The organism is Aquihabitans sp. G128 (assembly GCF_019048865.1).
Classification (GTDB): Bacteria; Actinomycetota; Acidimicrobiia; order Acidimicrobiales; family Iamiaceae; genus Aquihabitans.
The window spans coordinates 3,246,313-3,265,729 of the sequence record NZ_CP077604.1 but is presented as its reverse complement, the minus strand read 5'-3'; the positions used below and the strand labels follow the sequence as shown (position 1 = coordinate 3,265,729).

Sequence of the window (19,417 nt, the reverse complement as noted above, 5' to 3'; positions counted from 1 at the left end):
TCCCGAAGGAGCCCGCTGCCATGACCCCCACCGCCACGTTGGCCGGCGAACCGGCGAGCCCGGTCCCCGAGCCCACCGCCGCCACCCCCGCCCCGAAGCCGAAGGCGTCGCTCTTCGAGCCGGCCATCGTCAAGCGGGCGGTGGGCGACAGCTTCGCCAAGCTCGACCCCCGCTCGATGATGCGGAACCCGGTGATGTTCATCGTCGAGATCGGCAGCGTGCTCACCACGCTCCTGTTCCTGCGGGACCTGGGGGACCAGGGCGTGGACCACCTCTTCGCCGGCCTGGTGGCGGGCTGGCTGTGGTTCACCGTGCTGTTCGCCAACTTCGCCGAGGCGGTGGCCGAGGGGCGGGGCAAGGCCCAGGCCGACAGCCTGCGCAAGACCCGCTCCGAGACGCTGGCCAAGGTCCGCCAGGCGGACCTCTCGGTGGTCGAGGTGCCGTCGAACCAGCTGGCCCCCGGCGACCTGTGCGTGGTGGAGCCCGGCGACCTCATCCCGGGCGATGGCGAGATCGTCGAGGGCATCGCGACGGTCGACGAGTCGGCCATCACCGGCGAGTCGGCCCCCGTGGTGCGCGAGAGCGGCGGCGACCGCTCGGCGGTCACCGGCGGGACCCGCGTGCTGTCGGACCGCATCGTGGTGCGCATCACCCAGAAGCCGGGCGAGGGCTTCATCGACCGGATGATCGCCCTCGTGGAGGGCGCCGAGCGGCAGAAGACCCCCAACGAGATCGCCCTCAACATCCTGCTCTCGGGCCTCACCATCATCTTCCTGCTGGCCACGGTCACGTTGCAGCCGCTGGCCGTCTACTCCGGCGCCGAGCAGCCCATCGTGGTGCTGGTGGCGCTGCTGGTCTGCCTGATCCCCACCACCATCGGCGGGCTGCTCTCGGCCATCGGCATCGCCGGCATGGACCGCATGGTGCAGAAGAACGTGCTGGCCATGTCGGGCCGGGCGGTCGAGGCGGCCGGGGACGTGTCGACGCTGCTGCTCGACAAGACCGGGACCATCACCTACGGCAACCGCATGGCGGCCGAGCTGGTGCCGGTGGGCGACGTCACCGACGACGAGATCGCCGAGGCGGCCCTGCTCTCGAGCCTGGCCGACGAGACGCCGGAGGGCCGGTCCATCGTGGACCTGGCCCGGGACCGCCACGGGCTCGACCCCGAGCGCACGCTCGACGACGCCGTCCTGGTGCCGTTCACCGCCCAGACCCGCATGTCGGGGGTCGACTTCACCGACTGGAACGGCGCCCGGTCCATCCGCAAGGGCGCCACCGACTCGCTCATCCGCTGGGTCGAGGAGCAGGGCGGCACCGTGCCGGCCGACCTCGCCCCGATCGTCGAGCGCATCGCCAACGACGGCGGCACGCCGCTCGCGGTGGCGGAGGGCAGCCGGGTCCTGGGCGTGATCCACCTCAAGGACACGGTGAAGCAGGGCATGGTCGAGCGCTTCGCCGAGCTCCGGTCGCTCGGCATCCGCACCGTGATGATCACGGGCGACAACCCGCTCACCGCCCGGGCCATCGCCGCCGAGGCCGGCGTCGACGACTTCCTGGCCGAGGCCACCCCCGAGGACAAGATGGCCCGCATCCGCGAGGAGCAGGCCGGCGGGAAGCTCGTGGCCATGACCGGCGACGGCACCAACGACGCCCCGGCCCTCGCCCTGGCCGACGTGGGCGTGGCCATGAACACCGGGACCCAGGCCGCCAAGGAGGCCGGGAACATGGTCGACCTCGACTCCGACCCGACGAAGCTCATCGACATCGTGGAGATCGGCAAGCAGCTCCTGATCACCCGGGGCGCCCTGACCACCTTCTCGATCGCCAACGACGTCGCCAAGTACTTCGCCATCCTGCCGGCGATGTTCGTGGCCCGGTACCCGGACCTCGACGCGCTGAACATCATGCGCCTCGGCTCGGCGCACTCGGCGATCCTCTCGGCGGTCATCTTCAACGCCCTGATCATCGTGGGGCTCATCCCCATCGCCCTGCGGGGCGTGAAGTTCCGGGCCGGTGGCGCCGCCGAGGTCCTGCGCCGGAACCTGCTCGTCTACGGCCTGGGCGGGCTGGTCGCCCCGTTCCTCGGCATCAAGCTCATCGACCTCCTCATCACGGGACTCGGAGTCAACTGACATGCGCACCTTCACCCGCCAACTGCTGCCCGCCCTGCGGATGCTGCTCGTCCTCACCGTGCTCTGCGGCGTGGCCTACCCCCTCGCCCTCACCGGCCTCGCCCAGCTGGGCTTCGGCGCCAAGGCCGACGGCTCGCTGGTGCGGGTCGATGGCCGGGTCGTCGGCTCGTCCCTGCTCGGCCAGGAGTTCACCGGCGCCGAGTGGTTCCACTCCCGCCCGAGCTCGGCGGGGGCCGGCGCCTCCGGGTCGATGGTCCCCGTGCTCGATGCCGACGGCAAGGCCGTGCTCGACGCCGACGGGCAGCCGAAGGTCGAGCCGGCCGACGTGGCCGACGTCGCCAACGACGCCTCCGGTTCGTCGAACCTCGGGCCCACCAACCCCGACCTGATCGCCGCGGTGGAGGAACGGGCGACGGCGTACCGGGCCGAGAACGACCTGCCGAAGGGCACCGCCGTGCCGGTCGACGCGGTCACCGGCTCCGGCTCCGGGGTCGACCCGCAGATCTCGGTGGCCAACGCCCGGCTGCAGGCGCCCCGCGTGGCGAGGGAGCGGGGCCTACCCGTGGCCGAGGTGCTGGCCCTGGTGCGGGCCCACACCCAGGGCCGCACCCTGGGCTTCCTCGGCGAGCCGGGGGTCAACGTGCTCACGCTGAACCTGTCGGTGGCCGAGGCCGCCTCGTGACCTCGGCCCTCGGGCGCCTCCAGGCCCGGGGGCCGATCGCTGTGGGGGGCCGGCCGTCCACGACCGGCCGGTCCCCCGCACCCCACCGCGACGGCCGCCCCACGGACCGGCCCCGCCGTAGGGTCCGCTGATGGCCGACGGCACGACCGACGAGGCGGTCCCCGCGGGACGGCGCCGCGGTCGCCTGCGCGTGTACCTGGGTGCCGCGCCGGGCGTGGGCAAGACCTTCGCCATGCTCGACGAGGGCTGGCGCCGGGCCGAGCGGGGCACCGACGTCGTGGTCGGCTACGTCGAGACCCACGGTCGGGCCAAGACCGTCGCCCAGCTGCGCGACCTCGAGGTCGTGCCCCGAGCGCGGTTCCCGTACCGCGGCCAGGAGCTGGAGGAGCTCGACCTCGATGCCGTGCTGGCCCGGCGCCCCGAGGTGGTGCTGGTCGACGAGCTGGCCCACACCAACGCGCCGGGCTCGCGCCACGCCAAGCGGTGGCGCGACGTGCAGGAGCTGCTCGACGCCGGCATCGACGTCGTGAGCACCGTCAACGTGCAGCACCTCGAGTCGCTGAACGACGTGGTCGAGAAGATCACCGGCACCAAGCAGCGCGAAACCATCCCCGACGCCATGGTGCGCGCCGCCGACCAGATCGAGCTGGTCGACATGGTCCCCGAGGCGCTGCGCCGCCGCATGGCCCACGGCAACATCTACGCCGCCGACAAGGTCGACGCCGCCCTCGGCAACTACTTCCGCGTGGGCAACCTCACCGCCCTGCGCGAGCTGGCCCTGCTGTGGGTGGCCGACGGGGTCGACGACTCGCTGCAGGACTACCTGGCCAACCACGGCATCGCCGGCACGTGGGAGACCCGGGAGCGCGTGGTGGTGGCGGTCACCGGCTCGGCGTCGGGGGAGGCGCTGATCCGGCGGGCGGCGCGCATGGCCGCTCGCGCCAAGGGCGACCTGCTCGGCGTGCACGTGCGCCCGAGCGACGGGCTGGCGGACGCCCCGCCCGAGCTGCTCGACGCCCACCGCCAGCTGCTGGAGGACCTGGGTGGGAGCTACCACGAGGTGGTGGGCACCGACGTCGCCCCGGCGCTCACCCGCTTCGCGGAGGCCGAGCGGGCCACCCAGCTGGTGCTGGGTGCCTCGCGGCGCTCGCGCTGGGCCGAGCTGTGGAAGGGCTCGGTCATCAACGCGGTGGCGCGGCAGGCCGGCTCGTTCGACCTGCACGTCATCAGCTACGACACCAGCGCCGACGGGCCGGCGCTGCCGCGGGTCCGGCGGGGCGGCGACGCGCTCTCGGCCCGCCGGCGCAGCACGGGGTGGGCCATCGCCCTGCTCGGCGTCCCGCTCCTCACCGCCGTGCTGGTGCCCTTCCGTCCCGACGTCGCCCTGTCCGCCGACCTCATGGCGTTCCTCATGCTCGTGGTGGCCGCCGCCACCATCGGCGGGATCGGGCCCGGGCTCTTCGCCGCGGTGGCGGGATCGCTGGCGTTGAACTGGTTCCTCACCGAGCCGATCCACACGTTCACCATCGCCGATGCCGAGAACGCCGTCGGCCTGGGCGGCTTCCTGGTGGTGGGCGGGGTGATCTCCTTCCTGGCCACCCAGGCGGCGCGCCGCGCCCAGGCCGGCGTGCGCGCCGGGGCCGAGGCCGAGGCGCTGGCCCGGGTGGCGGCCGGGCTGCTCGGCTCCGACGACCCGCTGCCGCCCATGCTCGACCGGCTGCGCTCCACGTTCGGCCTCGACGCCACCGTGGTCGAGGTCCAGGACCCGACCACCGGGGCCTGGACCGAGGAGTCCACCTCCGGCGTGCGGCCGCCCCAGGTCGAGCGGCGCATGGACGGCGCCGAGCTGGGGGAGCGGGCCCGGCTGGTGCTCTACGGACCGACGCTGGCCGCCGAGGACCAGCGCGTGCTCCAGGCCTTCGTGGCCCAGCTGCGCTCGGCGCTCGAGCAGCGGCGGCTGCGCGAAGAGGCCGGCGCCGCGGTGGTGACCGCCGAGTCCGACGCCCTGCGCACCGCCCTCCTGCGGGCGGTCTCCCACGACCTCCGCACCCCGCTGGCGTCGATCAAGGCGTCGGTGTCGAGCCTGCTCCAGGACGACGTCGACTGGCAACCCGACGCCACCGCCGAGTTCCTCGCCACCATCGACGAGGAGACCGACCGCCTGAACGACCTCGTGGGCAACCTGCTCGACATGAGCCGGCTGGAGACCGGCGTGCTCCAGGTGACGGCGTACCCCGTGGGGTGGGAGGAGGTCGTGGCCAGCGCCCTGGCCAGCATCTCCGAGCCCACCGGGCGGGTGGAGGTCGTGGTCCCCGAGAGCCTGCCGCGGATCCTGGCCGACCCGGCCCTGCTCGAGCGCTCGGTGGCCAACGTGGTGGCCAACGCGCTGCGCTACAGCCCCGAGGGGTCGCCGGTCCGGATCGAGGCCGGCGCGGTGGCCGACCGCGTCGACCTGCGTCTGATCGACCGCGGCCCGGGCATCGCGCCCGACCGCGTCGAGCACCTCTTCCAGGCCTTCCAGCGGCTGGGCGACGCGTCGTCGGACACCGGCGTCGGGCTCGGGCTGGCGGTGGCGCGAGGCTTCGTCGAGGCCATGGGCGGGCAGCTCGAGGCCGAGGAGACCCCCGGAGGAGGGCTGACCATGGTGATCCGCATGCCGGCTGCAGCCGGCCCCGAGGTCCCCGTCGAGCCGGAGGCGGCGTCGTGACCCGCGTGCTGGTGGTCGACGACGAGCCGCAGATCCGCCGCGCCCTCGCCACCAACCTGAAGGCCCGCGGCTACGACGTCGACCTGGCTCCGACGGGCGAAGAGGCGTTGCGGTTGGCGGCCGAGCGCCACCCTGACGTGGTGGTGCTCGACCTCGGCCTTCCCGGCATCGACGGCATCGAGGTGGTGGAGGGCATCCGGGGGTGGAGCGCGGTGCCGATCATCATCCTCTCGGTCCGCGAGTCCGAGGCCGACAAGGTCGCCGCGCTCGACGCCGGTGCCGACGACTTCGTGACCAAGCCCTTCGGCATGGACGAGCTGCTCGCCCGGTTGCGCGCCGCCGTGCGCCGCTCGGCGCCGGCTTCCGACGAGCGGTCCTCGGTCGCCATGGGCGAGCACACCATCGACCTCGCTGCCAAGCGGATCACGCGGGGCGGCGAGGAGGTGCGGCTCACCCCCACCGAGTGGCACCTGGTGGAGCTGCTGGTGCGCAACCCCGGGAAGCTGGTGAGCCAGCGCCAGCTGCTGCAAGAGGTGTGGGGCCCCGAGTACGAGCGCGAGGCGAACTACCTGCGCGTCTACTTCGCTCGCATCCGCCGCAAGCTCGAGGCCGACCCGTCCCAGCCCCGCCACTTCCTGACCGAGCCCGGCATGGGCTACCGCTTCGAGCCCTGAGCGCAACCGTCGTGCCTGCGCCGGTGGTCGTCGACGACGGACGAGCGCCGGCTGCCTGCCGCAGGGTCAGTGGAGGAGGAAGCGGGGGTTCTCGTGGGGGGAGCTGGCGAGGAGGGCGCTGATCTTGTCGGCGGGGACGGGCTCGGAGAACAGGTAGCCCTGGCCGAGGTCGGCGCCGAGCGACTGGAGGAGGGTGACCTGTTCGGGGCGGTCGATGCCCTCGGCCACGGTGTGCACGCCGAGGCGCTGGGAGAGCTCGATCATCGACTGGACCACGGCGCCGTCGCCGGGGTTGGTGCCGAGGCCGGTCACGAAGCTGCGGTCGATCTTGATGATGTCGATCGGGAAGCGCTGCACGTACTGCAGCGACGAGTAGCCGGTGCCGAAGTCGTCGACGGCCAGCGACAGGCCGAGCTCGCGGAGCTGGGCCAGCCGGTGCCGGGTGACCTCGGTGTCGTGCATCAACGTGGTCTCGGTGATCTCCAGCGTCAGGGTGGAGGGGTCGAGCTGCGCGTCCTCGATGGCGTCGCGCACGTCGCGCACGATGTCCTCGTGGGCCAGCTGGCGCACCGAGAGGTTCACGCTGCAGGTGAGCGACGACGTGGCCGGCAGGGTGAGCTGCCAGGCCCGCAGCTGCTGGCAGGCCTCCCGCAGCACCCACTTGCCGAGCGGCACGATGAGCCCGGTGTCCTCGGCGAGGGGGATGAACGTGTCCGGCGTGAGCCGGCCCCGCACCGGGTGGTCCCAGCGGACGAGGGCCTCGACGCCGGTGATCTGGCCGGTCTGCAGCGAGACGATGGGCTGGTAGTGGCAGCGCAGCTGGCCGTCCTCGATGGCCCGCACCAGGTCGGCCTTGAGCTCGAGGCGCTCGAACACGCTGGTGTGGAGGTGGTCCTCGAAGATGGCGGCCCGGTTCTTGCCGCGGTCCTTGGCGAGGTACATGGCCACGTCGGCGCTGCGCAGCAGCACCTCGGCGTCGGCCTCCTCTCCGGTGGCGAGGGCGATGCCGATGCTGCAGGTCACCCGGATCTCGCGGCCCTGGATGCGGAACGGCTGGGCCACCAGGTCGATCACCTGGTCGGCCACGGCCACCACGCCACGCTCGCCGTCGGCGTCGACCACCAGCACGGCGAACTCGTCGCCGCCGAGGCGGCAGGCGAGGTCGGCCTTCGACAGCGAGGCGATGAGCCGGTTGGCCACCTCCTGCAGGAGCTCGTCGCCCACGGCGTGGCCGAGGCTGTCGTTCACGGTCTTGAAGTCGTCGAGGTCGATGAACAGGGCGCCCACCGAGGCGCCGTGCGGTTCGGCGGCGCGGAGGGCAGACGCCGTCTGTTGGGTGAACATCGTGCGGTTGGCCAGGCCGGTGAGCGTGTCGTGCAGCGCCTGGTAGCGGAGGTCGTGCTCCAGCGCCTTGCGCACCGTGATGTCACGGGCGTTGAGCACCAGGCCGGCCACCGACGGCTCGTGGCGCAGGTCGCTGATGGCGATGTCGAGCGTGCGGACCTCGCCCGAGCGGTGCGTCACCTGGGCCTCGACCCGGCTCACCTGGAGGCTCTCGGTGGGGAGGGTGCTGTGGGAGAGCTCCGGGTACGCGACCCGGAAGCGCTCGAAGTCGTCGGCGCCGAGGAGGGCGACGGCCTGGGTGCCCTCGAGCTCCTCGGGCGGGAAGCCCAGCATCTCGTTGACGGCGGGGCTGACGTAGGCGAACCGGCCGGCGGCGTCGATGACGGCGACGACGTCGGTGGAGTGCTGGACCAGCGCACGGAAGCGGGCCTCGTTGGCCGCGAGCTGCTGCTCGGTGGCCTTGCGGTCGGTGATCTCGCGGGCGGTCACGACGAGCCCCTCGATCTCGGGGTCGTGGCGCAGGTCCTTGGTGTGGATCTCGAACCAGCGGTGGCTGCCGTCGATGTGGCGGATCCGCACCTCGATCTCGTCCGCGTCGCCGAGGGTCGGGTTGGGCTCGCCGTCGAGCATGCGGGCCAGGGTGGGCCAGTCGTCCGGGTGGACCCAGCGGGCCGGGTGGCTGCCCACCAGGGTCTTCTCGGGGAGGCCGAGGAGGCGGTGGGCGGCGGGGCTGGCGAAGGAGATCTGCCGCTCGTCGTTGACCACCAGCACGATGTCGGAGGAGTTCTCCACCAGGGCGCGGAACCGGCGCTCGCTGCGGCGGCGCAGCAGGTTCTCGGTGAGCGTGGCGCTCTCGAGGGCCAGCGACACCGTCGACGACAGGGTCTCGATGCTCTGGCGGGTGGTGGCGGCGATGGGCCGGCGGGTGGTGAGGACGAGCGCGCCCGACAGGTCGTTCTGCGCCGCGAGCGGGGCGACCAGGAGGCTGACGTGGCGCTGGGCGCCGTCGGCCGAGCCGCCGAGGTCGATGGGGAGCGCACCGTCGGCCACCGACGGCTCGAGGTTGGCGAGCCCGTCGACGACGGGGGTGGGCACGCGGTCCATGGCGATCGACGTTCCCACCGCAGCGTCGGCATCGACGCCGATGGCGTCGATGACCCGCAGGGTCTGGCCGGCCACCTGGGCGATCGACACGCGGGCGTCGGGGTCGTCGGCGAGGCGCAGCGCGGCGCGCAGGCCGGCGCGCTGCATGGCGTGGCGGCTGGACGCGGCCGCCAGCTCGCCGTTGGCCTCGCGCTGGATCCGCTGGACCTCGACGGCCCGCTCCTGCGCTCGGGCCAGCAGGGCGAAGCGGGCCAGCACCAGGAGCGTGAGGGCGGTGGAGCTCACCAGAGCGACCACCAGGGTGGGCTTGCGGTGCATGGCCAGCTGGATGCCGATGACGAGCGGGTTGATCAGCAGCGCGGCGATGAGCACGCTGACCCGCCGCCACGTGAGCCGGACCTCGAGCCGGGCGGGGGCCTCGGCGATGCGCAGGCGGGCCGGGTGCAGGGCGGCCGCACCGAACAGGACGAAGATCGGCGGGGCCAGGGCGCGGCCGAGGCTGGCATCGGGTCCACCCACGGTGTCGACGGTGACGAGCACGTCCTGCAGGAAGATCACGATCACCGCGCCGGCCAGGAGCCGGTAGCTGGTGGTGCGGGCGCCGGGCCCCACCGCCAGGCGGCCGATGGTGGCCAGCACGCACATGGTCATGGCGGCGTACACGCCGTTGATGGCCCGCTCGCTGACGACGATGCTGTTGTCGGTCATGTACGGCCACAGCAGCCAGGCCCACACCAGGGTCTGGAGCCCGCCGGCGATGATGGCGCCGTCGATGATCGCCGCCCGGTCCCGGTCCGGCGAGCGCAGGTGGCCGAGCAGCGTGCCGCCGATGATGAGCATCACGTGGCCGGACAGGGCGATGGCGTCGGCCGGCGAGGGGAACGGCCGGTCGACGTCGATGATCATCCCGTGCAACGTGCGCACCGCGCCGGCCACGAGGAACGCAGACGCCGCGAGGGCGAAGAAGACCCACGGACGACCGGTCTCCTTGGGGCTGCGGCGGGCGATCGACAGGCCGATGCCCACCGAGGCCCAGCCCACCACCTGGGTCACCGCGCCGCTGATGCTGGACGACCCGGTCAGGCCCGCGCCGAGCGAGACCAGCAACCCCACTACGAGGTAGATGAGCCAGGCGCGTTGCTTCACGACGTCATCCATCGGCCGCCGGGGGGTGAAGTGGAGCGAACCGAGCGCGAATCGTGGCGGCGGCGACGCAGCTCACCACGCTCCGTGGGTCGGACCACACTTGGGGTACCGTCAGGGCGCGCGTCCGGCGCAGGGACCGGACGCTCGCACCAGAAGGCAGTGGACCGCGCGTTGACCGACCACCCGGACATCGACCCCCTCGAGGGGCGCACCCAGCGACGCCGGACCTTGGAGACCTCCTGGGTCATCGGTGTCGTCGTGTTCGTGCTCATCCGGTTCGCCCTCGCGTACTCGGCCCTGGCGTCGGAGAGCCGGGTCACCGTGGTGGTGTTCGGCCTGCTCGACCTCGGCACGGCGGTCCCCTACGCGCTCGGCACGGCTCGCCTCGTGACCAGTCTGGTCGACGGTGACCACCAGGCTGCGGCTCGCTGGGGCGCGCTGGCCTCGGGCTGCTTCCTCGCCCCGTACCTCTGGATCGCCTGGGCCGGCCGCGAGGGCACCTTCCCGGTGATCGTCTACGTGGTCACGACGGTGTTCGTGGTCAGCCTCGGCGCCAACGCCGTGTTCGGCATCCGCCGCCGCGTGCGCCGAGAAGGCCAAGACCGACTCGGTCTCCGCCTGAGGCTGCGCCGCTCGGTCTCGTCGTGGGTCGAGACCCGGTCGCTGGAGCGACCAGCTGTCCGCCCCGCCCGGTGGGGCGGCGCAGGGCGAGGCTCAGCGGGCGCGGGGCGCGGGGGTGGCGTGGGGGACGGTGGTCCCCGTGGCGGTGCCGGTGTCGTCGAGCAAGACGATGGGCAGGTCCCAGTCGCGGACCTCGCCGGCGGTGAGCGCCTCGAGGGTCCAGGCCCAGAACTGCGGGTTCTCGCGAGCCAGGTCGAGGTAGCGGTGGCCCTGCAGCGGCAGGCACACGGGCACGGGGTCGGTGCCCATGTAGTGCTGGCCGACGCCGATCTGTCGGAAGGGGAGCCGGTAGGTCTCCTTGAACGCCTGGTACAGCCAGTCGTCGATGAGGGCGACGACGGCCTCGCTGCCGGAGCGCCAGGCGTCGAGCCAGCCGGCGCGGTAGAGGTGCTCGATGACGCCGGTGCTGCGCTGGTGCGGGTCGACCACCAGCGAGGAGAGCTCGCACACGGGATCGGGATCGGTGTGGTCGGTGCGCTCGAACTGGTTCACCGGGAGCTCGGCGTAGGGGCCGTAGATGGTGCGGACCGTGCCGACCACGCGGTCGGTCTCGTCGACCACCGCGTGGAAGCGGGAGACCTCGGCCCAGTGGGCCAGCTCCTCGACGCGGTGCCGGGGCGAGGGCTCGGTGTACCCGATCGAGACGTACATCTCGTAGACGAACTCCTCGCACGACGTCCACAGCGCGTCGTCGCCGGTGACGGTCACGAGGCGGTGGCCGGGCTGGAGGTCGGCGGGGCGGCCGCTCACGGGGCGGGTGGCGCTGGCCGTGGTGGGGGCGACCGTGGGCGGGGTGGCGCCGGAGCCCGGCTGGGCGGCAGAGGGTGGGTTCATGGGGACGGACCTCGATCCAACCGTGGGGGCCGCCGAGCCCTCCCTGTGGGCGCCGACGATCCTGGAACACTACGGGCTACCGGTGCCCCCGTCGCCAGTGGATCGCTCCGCTGGCGGGGACGCCGACACGGAGCGTACGGCCCCTCCGCTCAGTGGTCGGGGATGGTCCCTCCGTGGCGGCCGACCGGCGTGAAGCCTGTGTGAGCAACGAACGGAGGCCTGGCCCGAACGGGCCACGGTGGCGGTGCCGGCGGACCAGGCGAGGAGGGCCACGTCCCCTGGGCGGTCAGCGCCTCACGGTGCGTGGTCGAGCGGGAGCGCGGCCTCGAACACCTGCTCCCACACCTGGTCGTCGTCGTCCCACACCCGCTCGGTGGGCTTGAGGCCCAGCCGGGCGGCGATGGCGATCGACGGGGCGTTCGTCGGCACGATCGACAGCCGGGCGGTGGTCGCCCCGTGCCGGTGGGCCCAGGCGAACCAGGTGCGGGCGCCCTCGGTGGCCAGGCCCCGCCCCCGATCGGCGGCGGCCACCGTGTAGCCGACCTCCACCATCCCGTCGCCGTCGGGCCGGTCGTGGCCGCCGAGGTGGCCCACCACCCGCAGGCCAGTGGGCGATGCGGCGTCGTCGACGACGATGCCGCGGATCAGCCACGCCGCCACCGACGGGTCGGCCTCGGCCTGGCGGATGCGCATGGCGGCCGGCATGGCGACGGCGAGCTCCTCGCTGATGGTGCCGACCCCCGGCCAGTCGACCGGTCCCTCCGCCTCGCTGGCAGCGAGCAGCACGGCGGCCGGCACCAGCACCAGGCGCAGGCCGGTCCCCTCGATGGGAGCGGTGAGGTCGTCGGCAGCGGCATCGGTCATCGCCGCCGATCCTGCCCCGTGGCCGTGCGCCGAGCGTCGGAGGTTTCGTGGGTGGGCCACCGCGAGGCCGCCGTCTACGCTGGCCCCTCCGATCGCCCGGCCCCGGCCGAGCGACCTCGGGGACGTAGCTCAGTTGGCAGAGCGCCGCCTTTGCAAGGCGGATGTCGTCGGTTCGATTCCGATCGTCTCCACCATCGGCCGCCGCCGGTCGATCGCTCAGACCGGGGCGGGGTCGGCCGGAGCGGTGGCGGTGGCGCGGAGGGCGGCGATGGCGCCGACCAGCACGGCCTCGGCGAAGGCCGGGGTGACCTCACGGCGCTCGACGGTCTTGCGGTACGTGAAGGGGCCGATGACCATCGCCAGGGCGGTGTCGAGGTCGAGGTCGGGGCCCACCTCGCCGCGGAGCTGGGCCAGCTGCAGCACGGTGCGGATGGGGCGCTTGCGCTCCTGGAGCATCGAGGTGACGAGGTCCCGCATCTCGGGGTCACGGGTGCCGGCGTCGATCAGCAGGGGCAGCAGGTCGTTGATGCGCTGCTCGCCGGCGCCCTCGCCGAAGCGGGCGAACAGGATCCGCAGGTCCTCGGCCAGGCTCCCGGTGTCCGGGGTGGCGTGCTCGACCACGCAGCACCGCGCCGCCTGGGCGATGAGCCCGTGACGGGACTCGAAGTGCCGGTAGAGGGTGGTCTTGGCCACGCCCGAGCGGGCGGCGACCTCCTCGAGCGTGACGCCCTCGGCCCCGGCCTCCAACAGGAGCTCCACGGTGGCGTCCAGCGCCGCACGGTGCGCTTGCTCGCTACGGGGTCGGGCCACGCTTCGAGATCGTAGCGAAACCTGGGTGAACTCCACCCGTCGCCCCGGGGACGTGCCCGACGTCACCCCCGAAAGCTGGAATCAAAGGGGGGGAGCTGGGACTTGACCCCTCTACAGTTCTGATCCGCGTGCGTAGCGAAACCCGCAAGACGCCGCGAGCGACACCAGGGAGCAAGCCGTGCACGCCACCACCGACCACGAGATCGACCCCGCGATCTACAACCGCCGATGGGCGATCCTGGCCGTGCTGTGCACGAGCCTCATGATCGTCATCATCGGCAACACCAGCCTCAACGTGGCCCTGCCCACCCTGGCCCGGGAGCTCGACGCCTCCACCAGCTCGCTGCAGTGGATGGTCGACGCCTACTCGCTGGTCTTCGCCGGCCTCCTCTTCACCGCCGGCACCCTGGGCGACCGCTTCGGCCGCAAGGGCGCCCTCCAGGCCGGCCTCGGGGTGTTCCTCCTCGGTGCCTTGGTGGCCTCGGTCGCCGACACCGCCGCCATGGTCATCGGCGCCCGGGCGATCATGGGCGTGGCCGCCGCCTTCGTCATGCCGTCGACCCTGTCGATCCTCACCAACGTCTTCCCCGCCCACGAGCGGCCCAAGGCCATCGCCATCTGGGCCGGCATCTCCGGCGGCGGCGCCGCCATCGGCCCCATCGCCTCGGGCTTCCTGCTCGAGCACTTCTGGTGGGGCTCGGTCTTCCTGGTCAACCTGCCGATCATCGTGATCGCCCTCGTGGCCGGCGCCTTCCTGGTGCCCAGCTCCAAGGACCCCGACGAGCAGCCGCTCGACATCCCCGGCGCCCTGCTCTCGATCGTGGGCCTCGGCGCCCTCGTGTACGGGATCATCGAAGGCCCGATCAAGGGGTGGGGCTCCAGCCAGACCCTCGGCACCTTCGCCCTCGCCCTCGTGGCCCTGCTGGCCTTCGGCTACCGCGAGCTCACCGCCCGCCACCCCATGCTCGACCTGCGCCTCTTCCGGGACCGCCGCTTCAGCGTGGCCTCGGGCGGCATGACGCTCGTCTTCTTCGCCATGTTCGGCACCTTCTTCCTGGTGTCGCAGTACTTCCAGCTGGTCCTCGGCTACTCGCCGTTCAAGTCCGGCCTGCTGCAGCTGCCCATGGCCGTGGTGATGATGAGCATCGCCCCGCAGGTGCCCAAGCTGGTGGCCCGCTTCGGCGCCGCCCGGGTGGTGCCCATGGGCCTCGGCCTGGTGGCCATCGGCCTGGCCTTCTTCTCCCAGGTCGACGTCGACAGCTCGATCTGGGCCGTCTACCTGGCGATCCTGCCGCTCGCCGCCGGCATGGCCAGCACCATGACGCCGCTCACCACCCTGATCATGTCGTCGGTGCCGCTCGGCAAGGCCGGCGTGGGCTCGGCCATGAACGACACCACCCGCGAGCTCGGCGGCGCCCTGGGCGTGGCCATCCTCGGCTCGGTGGTCACCTCGCGGTTCACCTCCAGCCTCGGCCCGGCCGTCACCGGCCTGTCGGGCCAGGCCCGCACGGTGGCCGACTCCGGCCTCACCGGCGCCCTGAAGGTGGCCGACCAGCTCGGCGGCCAGCAGGGTGCCGCCCTGGCTGCGGCGGCCAAGTCGGCCTTCGTCGACGGCATCGTCGCCGCCTCCATCGTCGGCGCCGTGGTGGTCATCTCGGCCGCCGTCGCCTCCTGGTTCCTGCTGCCCCGCGGCAGCCAGGTGCCCGCCGGCGCCGTGCCCGGTGACCTGCTCGCCGAAGAGGGCGCCGCCGGCGACCTGGTCGACGAGCACGTGCTGGCCCCGTCGCCGATCCTCGACTGACCCGCCCGAGCGCCCGCCCGCACCAGCGCCACGAGGGCCGACCCGCAAGGGTCGGCCCTCGTCGCGCCCGGGCCGCGAGACCTCCGGTCGGCACCGGGCCTGCGGTCGCGATCGAAGGCCGGTCAGCCGGTGACGAGGAGGGCGGTGGTGGCCAGGTTGAAGGCCCGCTCGTCGCTGATCCGCCCCTCGGCGGGCAGCCCGTAGAACTGGAACCGCAGCGTGCGGTCACCGGAGACCGCCAGCACCTCGAGGTCGGTGGACGCGGCGTCGGAGCCGGCCGGCGAGTGGTCGCGCAGCGCCAGGTGAACCCGGGGCGTCGCCTCCAGGAGCTTGGTGGCGACGTGCTCGCCGTCGCGAGCTGACGACTTCGAGGGTGGCGGCCGTGGCCAGGGCCAGGCCGGCGTTCGGCCAGCGCAGCAGGCCGACGACGATCGAGCCCCCGGGCGCCGTCCAGATGCAGCTCCCCTCGTCGGTGGCGCGGTCGGGGATCCCGGGTTGGGCGATCAGGGCTGGTCCGTCGATGGCTGCTGAGGTGGCCAGGGCGGCGGGGAGCAGGCCGGAGATCACCTGGCAGCGGGCCAGCGAGGCCGCGGCGACCTGCTCCGGGGACACCGTCGTGGAGGTGGGGTCCGGCGTGGGGTCGAAGGTCGGTACGGCGATGGAGACGGGCGGGGGTGCGTCGTCGCTCGGGCTGGAGGAGACGACGATCGCGAACACGGCGCCGAGGACGACCAGTGCCGCCACCACCAGGGGGAGCTTGGGACCGCTGGCCCGGGACCGGGGCGTGGGGCTCCAGGCGGCGGGGCGCCAGCTCGTCGGTGGAGCAGGGGCGGCGGGTGGCGGTGGACGGTGGTCGGCGCTCGGCGGCGCCGGTCGGGGCGGTGGCGGCGGTGGCCGACCTCGATCGGGCCCGGCGACGTGGACCGGCGGCGGGGAGGACCTCGCCCGCCCCGGCGCTGGGGCCCGCACCTCGACCCGATACCACGGCTGGCTCCGCGGACGGCACCGGGGGGCAGCGGGTCGACCGGGTCGATCGGCTCGACCGGAGGGAGGGGGTCGACCATCGGGGCCACCGCGTCGAGCGGCGGGAGCGGCACGAGCTCCGGCAGCGGCGCCAGGTCGGGCAGGGGAGGCAGCTCGCCGCCGCCGCCGTCGTCGTCGTCTGGTGCCGCCACGCCCACCTCCCGATGCACCCGCACGAGGCGGGGTCGGCACCAGGGTGCCACACCGGTGCACCACGTGGACGGGGCGACGGCGCACCCCGGTGGACGGGAATGGTTGTGCGCGCAACCATGTTGGGTCAAGAGCCGAGCCACCCGAACGGGGGCTGGCCAGAAGGAGCCCACGATGCCCGCCGTCACCGCCGACACGCTCACCCTCCCCCGCCTCGTCGAGCCCGATCCGACCACGGCCACCGACCGCGCCGTGACCTCCCTCACCACCGCTCCCCGCGGCTTCGAGGGCGAGGGCTTCCCCGTCCACCGCGCCTTCGCCGGGGTCCCCCTCCACGAGCTGGACCCGTTCATCCACATGGACCAGATGGGCGAGGTGGAGTACGCCGCCGGTGAGCCCAAGGGCACCCCCTGGCACCCGCACCGCGGCTTCGAGACCGTGACCTACATGATCGACGGCGTGATGGTCCACCAGGACTCCCATGGCGGCGGCGGCGTGATCGCCGACGGCGCCACCCAGTGGATGACCGCCGGCAGCGGCCTCCTCCACATCGAGACGCCGCCCGAGTGGCTGGTCGCCAAGGGCGGGCTGTTCCACGGCATCCAGCTGTGGGTGAACCTCCCGGCCGCCCAGAAGATGGTCTCGCCGAACTACCAGGGCCTGGAGGGCGACGACGTCACGCTGCTGGCCTCGCCCGACGGCGGGGCGCTGGTGCGCCTCATAGCCGGCGACCTCGGCGGCCACGCCGGGCCCGGCTCCACCCGCACGCCCATCACCATGGCCCACCTGACCATCGCTCCCGGCGCCCAGGTCCGCTTGCCGTGGACCGGCGACTTCAACGGCCTGGTCTACGGGCTCGCCGGCAACGGCACGGTGGGCGCCGACCAGCGGCCCATCGAGGCCGGACAGCTCGCCGTGACCGCGGCGGGTGACGTGCTCACCCTCGGCGGGCGCCCCAGCCCGGATGCCCGCACCGACGCCTTCGACGTGCTCGTCCTGGGCGGCCGCCGCATCGGCGAGCCGGTGCAGGCCCAGGGGCCGTTCGTCATGAACACCCGGGCCGAGCTGCTCCAGGCGTTCCAGGACTACGAGGCCGGCAAGCTCGGCGTCATCCCGCCCAACGCCCTCGGCATCCGCTGAGCAGCGGGGCCCTTCAGCCGTCGACGTCGTGGTCGGCGGCGGGGGGCCCGTCGTCGAAGATCGGCGCCAGGCGCAGCTCGAGCGTGGCCATGGCGAGGTCCAAGCGCTCCTCGGTCCACACGTCGTCGTCCGGGTAGGCGTCGATGGCCTCGCCGGTGGCCCCGATCCAGGCGGCGACCGCATCGCCCCACCGCTCCTCGAGCAGGGCGTCGCGGATCTCCTGGATGGCCTCGGCCGACACCTCGCCGGGCCGGGTCTGGGCCACGAGGCGGAGGGCCAGCACCCGGCCGAGCACCTCCTGGTCCGACGCGAGGAACACCTGCGGCGGGTCGGACCGCACGATGGCCACGGCCAGGCGGCCGGGCCAGCCCGACCGGGCGGCGTCAGGCACGGGCCGCCGCGCCGCCGCCGTGGGCGGCCAGGCGAGCGAGGTCCTCGGGCGACGAGAGGACCACGACGTCGCACACGGGGGCATCGGGGCCCACCACCGTCCGCAGCGCGGCATCGGCGGCGGTGCCCGGCGCCGGGGCGTCGGTGGTCAGGAGCAGCAGCGGGACGTCGGGGTGGGCGTGGTGCAGCACCGCGGCCTTGGCCAGCGCCTTCCAGAGCGTGTCGGCCCGGCGCAGGCCGGGCCGGCTGGAGGTGAAGCCGCCGGACACGTCGACGAACCACCGGCGGCCGCCCGCGTCGTGGGCGGTGAAGCTGATGTCGACCCCCTCGGGCAGGGCCTGCTTCTCGTGGATGTCGGTGAAGCCGCTGTGCTCCAGCGCCTCACGGGCCAGGTCGCGCGCCGCGCGACCCTCGCGGACGGCCCGCACGTGGAAGGCCTCGTCGTCGTCGGCGGGGGCCGGCGGCGACGACAGGGCCGCCCGAGGCGGTGCGGAGGCATCGGCGCGCTGGGCCGCCACCCGCTCCTGCTCGGCGGCGATGCGCTGGCGGGCGGCGGCGACGTAGTCGGCGTCGGTGTCGTAGCCGGCGTAGTGCCGTTCGGTGGCGACGGCGGCCACCGCGGTGGTGCCGGAACCCATGAACGGGTCGAGCACCAGGTCGCCGCGGTAGGTGTACAGGTGGATCAGGCGCTGGGGCAGCTCGACCGGGAAGGGCGCCGGGTGGTTCACGCGGGAGGCCCGCTCGGGGGCGATCTCCCAGAGGTCGGTGGTGGCCTCCATGAACTCGTCCCGGAACAGCGAGACCTCTGACGGCAGGCCCTGCTGGCTCCGCTGGCGCTGGTTGAGGGCTCGGTCGAAGCGGCCCTTGCTGGCGATGATGACCCGCTCGCTGAGGTCACGGATGACCGGGTTCGTGGGCCGCTGGAACGAACCCCACGCGCAGGAGCCCGCCGCCCCGCGCGACTTCACCCAGATGACCTCGCCCCGCAGGAGGAGGTGGAGCCGGTCCTGGAGGATCTCGATGACGTCGCTCGACAGGGATCGGTACGGCTTGCGACCCAGGTTGGCGACGTTGACCGCGATGCGGCCGCCGGGCTCCAGCTTGCGCACGCACTCGGCGAAGACCGCTTCGAGCATGTCGAGGTACTCGACGTAGGTCGACGGGATGTGTCCCTCGCCGAGGGCCTCCTCGTAGGCCTTGCCGGCGAAGTACGGCGGCGACGTGACGACCAGCGCGACCGAGCCGTCCTCGAGCTGGTGCATGTCGGTTGAGGGGCCGACGAACACCTCGTCGATCGCCCGGCGCTCGGCCACCGTGGCGTCGGTGGAGACCTCCGGAAGGCTGAAGCGCTCGTAGAAGCCCGATGCGTCGTGGTTCTCGCGGCGGCCGACCCCAAAGTTGGAGGTGGAGGTGCCGGGGCGCCGGTTCGCTCGTTCAGCCACGACCGAACCCTACCGGTGGGGGGTGACGGCGAACAGGCTCGGGTCGCGCGTGTTCGGCGCGCGCCCGTTCGACGCCCGGCGTCAGCGCTCGACCTCGGGGTCGGTCTCCCAGGCGGCTTCGAGCGCCGGGTCGTCGACCTCGGAGTCGAAGTCCGCGAGGCCCTCGTCCACCACGTGGAGGGCCGCCTCCTCGGCCGGGATGGGGGCCTCTCGCTCCTGGACCACGTCCCGCAGGGTGGGGTCGCCGGAGAAGTCGTCGTCGGGCGCCAGGACCACACCGTCCTCGCCGACGGTGAGGGTCGGGTCGAGCGGCAGCTCCTCGGGCTCCTCGCGGGCGGCGCGCTTCTCGACCGACTCGGGGGCGCCGGGCTCGGCCCCGGCCTCGCCGTAGGCCTCGGCCCCCATCAGGTGGTCCGGCGGGTACTCGCCGTCGAGCTCGTCGTCGTCGAGGTTCACGGCCTGGTCCTGCGCATCTGCCATGCCGGTCCGC

15 protein-coding genes and 1 tRNA gene are annotated in these 19,417 nt (G+C 73.4%); 7 read left to right on the top strand and 9 right to left on the bottom strand.

What is annotated here, in order from left to right; translation table 11 throughout:
- Positions 1–20: 20 nt before the first annotated feature.
- From kdpB to KSP35_RS15580, 4 genes are all read left to right on the top strand, one after another.
- The gene (kdpB, locus tag KSP35_RS15595; protein ID WP_216996743.1) at positions 21–2,135 is read left to right on the top strand and encodes a potassium-transporting ATPase subunit KdpB; all 2,115 of its coding nucleotides are present in this window, start codon (positions 21–23) and stop codon (positions 2,133–2,135) included.
- Position 2,136: 1 nt separating this feature from the next.
- Positions 2,137–2,817: a K(+)-transporting ATPase subunit C gene (kdpC, locus tag KSP35_RS15590; protein ID WP_216996742.1), complete on the top strand. Its 681-nt coding sequence runs from the start codon at positions 2,137–2,139 to the stop codon at positions 2,815–2,817.
- 130 nt (positions 2,818–2,947) lie between these two features.
- Positions 2,948–5,524, top strand: coding sequence for a sensor histidine kinase KdpD (locus tag KSP35_RS15585; RefSeq protein ID WP_216996741.1), 2,577 nt, complete (start codon positions 2,948–2,950; stop codon positions 5,522–5,524).
- A complete protein-coding gene (locus tag KSP35_RS15580; RefSeq protein WP_216996740.1) occupies positions 5,521–6,198 on the top strand; it encodes a response regulator in 678 nt (225 codons plus the stop codon). Before KSP35_RS15585 ends, KSP35_RS15580 begins: the two co-directional genes overlap by 4 nt.
- A gap of 66 nt (positions 6,199–6,264) precedes the next feature.
- On the opposite strand, the gene KSP35_RS15575 is transcribed toward KSP35_RS15580, so the two are convergent.
- The 3 genes from KSP35_RS15575 to KSP35_RS15565 all read right to left on the bottom strand — a co-directional run bounded on the left by KSP35_RS15575 (position 6,265) and on the right by KSP35_RS15565 (position 12,171).
- Entirely contained in the window at positions 6,265–9,792 is a 3,528-nt protein-coding gene (locus KSP35_RS15575; protein ID WP_216996739.1) for a bifunctional diguanylate cyclase/phosphodiesterase, read from the bottom strand.
- A gap of 714 nt (positions 9,793–10,506) precedes the next feature.
- Positions 10,507–11,307: a hypothetical protein gene (locus tag KSP35_RS15570; RefSeq protein WP_216996738.1), complete on the bottom strand. Its 801-nt coding sequence runs from the start codon at positions 11,305–11,307 to the stop codon at positions 10,507–10,509.
- Positions 11,308–11,601: 294 nt separating this feature from the next.
- Entirely contained in the window at positions 11,602–12,171 is a 570-nt protein-coding gene (locus KSP35_RS15565) for a GNAT family N-acetyltransferase (protein WP_216996737.1), read from the bottom strand.
- Between the two features lie 118 nt (positions 12,172–12,289).
- On the opposite strand from KSP35_RS15565, the gene KSP35_RS15560 reads away from it, so the two are divergent.
- A tRNA-Ala gene (locus KSP35_RS15560) sits at positions 12,290–12,365 on the top strand.
- Between the two features lie 22 nt (positions 12,366–12,387).
- On the opposite strand, the gene KSP35_RS15555 is transcribed toward KSP35_RS15560, so the two are convergent.
- Positions 12,388–12,981, bottom strand: a complete 594-nt coding sequence (locus KSP35_RS15555) for a TetR/AcrR family transcriptional regulator (protein WP_216996736.1) — start codon at positions 12,979–12,981, stop codon at positions 12,388–12,390.
- Between the two features lie 178 nt (positions 12,982–13,159).
- On the opposite strand from KSP35_RS15555, the gene KSP35_RS15550 reads away from it, so the two are divergent.
- Positions 13,160–14,782 (top strand): MFS transporter, encoded by a 1,623-nt coding sequence (locus KSP35_RS15550; RefSeq protein WP_216996735.1) that lies wholly within the window; start codon positions 13,160–13,162, stop codon positions 14,780–14,782.
- A 122-nt stretch (positions 14,783–14,904) separates the two neighbouring features.
- On the opposite strand, the gene KSP35_RS25085 is transcribed toward KSP35_RS15550, so the two are convergent.
- Both KSP35_RS25085 and KSP35_RS15545 read right to left on the bottom strand, forming a co-directional pair.
- Entirely contained in the window at positions 14,905–15,027 is a 123-nt protein-coding gene (locus KSP35_RS25085; RefSeq protein WP_256444493.1) for a hypothetical protein, read from the bottom strand.
- A complete protein-coding gene (locus KSP35_RS15545) occupies positions 15,008–15,529 on the bottom strand; it encodes a hypothetical protein (RefSeq protein WP_216996734.1) in 522 nt (173 codons plus the stop codon). Before KSP35_RS15545 ends, KSP35_RS25085 begins: the two co-directional genes overlap by 20 nt.
- A gap of 600 nt (positions 15,530–16,129) precedes the next feature.
- On the opposite strand from KSP35_RS15545, the gene KSP35_RS15540 reads away from it, so the two are divergent.
- The gene (locus KSP35_RS15540) at positions 16,130–17,095 is read left to right on the top strand and encodes a pirin family protein (RefSeq protein ID WP_216996733.1); all 966 of its coding nucleotides are present in this window, start codon (positions 16,130–16,132) and stop codon (positions 17,093–17,095) included.
- A 13-nt stretch (positions 17,096–17,108) separates the two neighbouring features.
- Here the strand turns inward: KSP35_RS15540 and KSP35_RS15535 are convergent, their stop codons facing one another.
- From KSP35_RS15535 to KSP35_RS15525, 3 genes are all read right to left on the bottom strand, one after another.
- Positions 17,109–17,486: a hypothetical protein gene (locus KSP35_RS15535; RefSeq protein WP_216996732.1), complete on the bottom strand. Its 378-nt coding sequence runs from the start codon at positions 17,484–17,486 to the stop codon at positions 17,109–17,111.
- Complete coding sequence (locus KSP35_RS15530; protein ID WP_254126796.1) at positions 17,479–18,927, bottom strand: site-specific DNA-methyltransferase; 1,449 nt, start codon at positions 18,925–18,927, stop codon at positions 17,479–17,481. The genes KSP35_RS15535 and KSP35_RS15530 overlap by 8 nt, the downstream gene beginning before the upstream one ends.
- Positions 18,928–19,008: 81 nt before the next feature.
- Complete coding sequence (locus KSP35_RS15525) at positions 19,009–19,407, bottom strand: hypothetical protein (RefSeq protein ID WP_216996731.1); 399 nt, start codon at positions 19,405–19,407, stop codon at positions 19,009–19,011.
- Positions 19,408–19,417: the final 10 nt, after the last annotated feature.

What these genes read in the sequence shown, in the direction of transcription:
- kdpB (WP_216996743.1), top strand. Translation starts at nt 21, where the DNA reads ATGACCCCCACCGCCACGTTGGCCGGCGAACCGGCGAGCCCGGTCCCC.
- kdpC (WP_216996742.1), top strand. Translation starts at nt 2,137, where the DNA reads ATGCGCACCTTCACCCGCCAACTGCTGCCCGCCCTGCGGATGCTGCTC.
- KSP35_RS15585 (WP_216996741.1), top strand. Translation starts at nt 2,948, where the DNA reads ATGGCCGACGGCACGACCGACGAGGCGGTCCCCGCGGGACGGCGCCGC.
- KSP35_RS15570 (WP_216996738.1), bottom strand. Translation starts at nt 11,307, where the DNA reads ATGAACCCACCCTCTGCCGCCCAGCCGGGCTCCGGCGCCACCCCGCCC.
- KSP35_RS15565 (WP_216996737.1), bottom strand. Translation starts at nt 12,171, where the DNA reads ATGACCGATGCCGCTGCCGACGACCTCACCGCTCCCATCGAGGGGACC.
- KSP35_RS15540 (WP_216996733.1), top strand. Translation starts at nt 16,130, where the DNA reads ATGCCCGCCGTCACCGCCGACACGCTCACCCTCCCCCGCCTCGTCGAG.
- KSP35_RS15525 (WP_216996731.1), bottom strand. Translation starts at nt 19,407, where the DNA reads ATGGCAGATGCGCAGGACCAGGCCGTGAACCTCGACGACGACGAGCTC.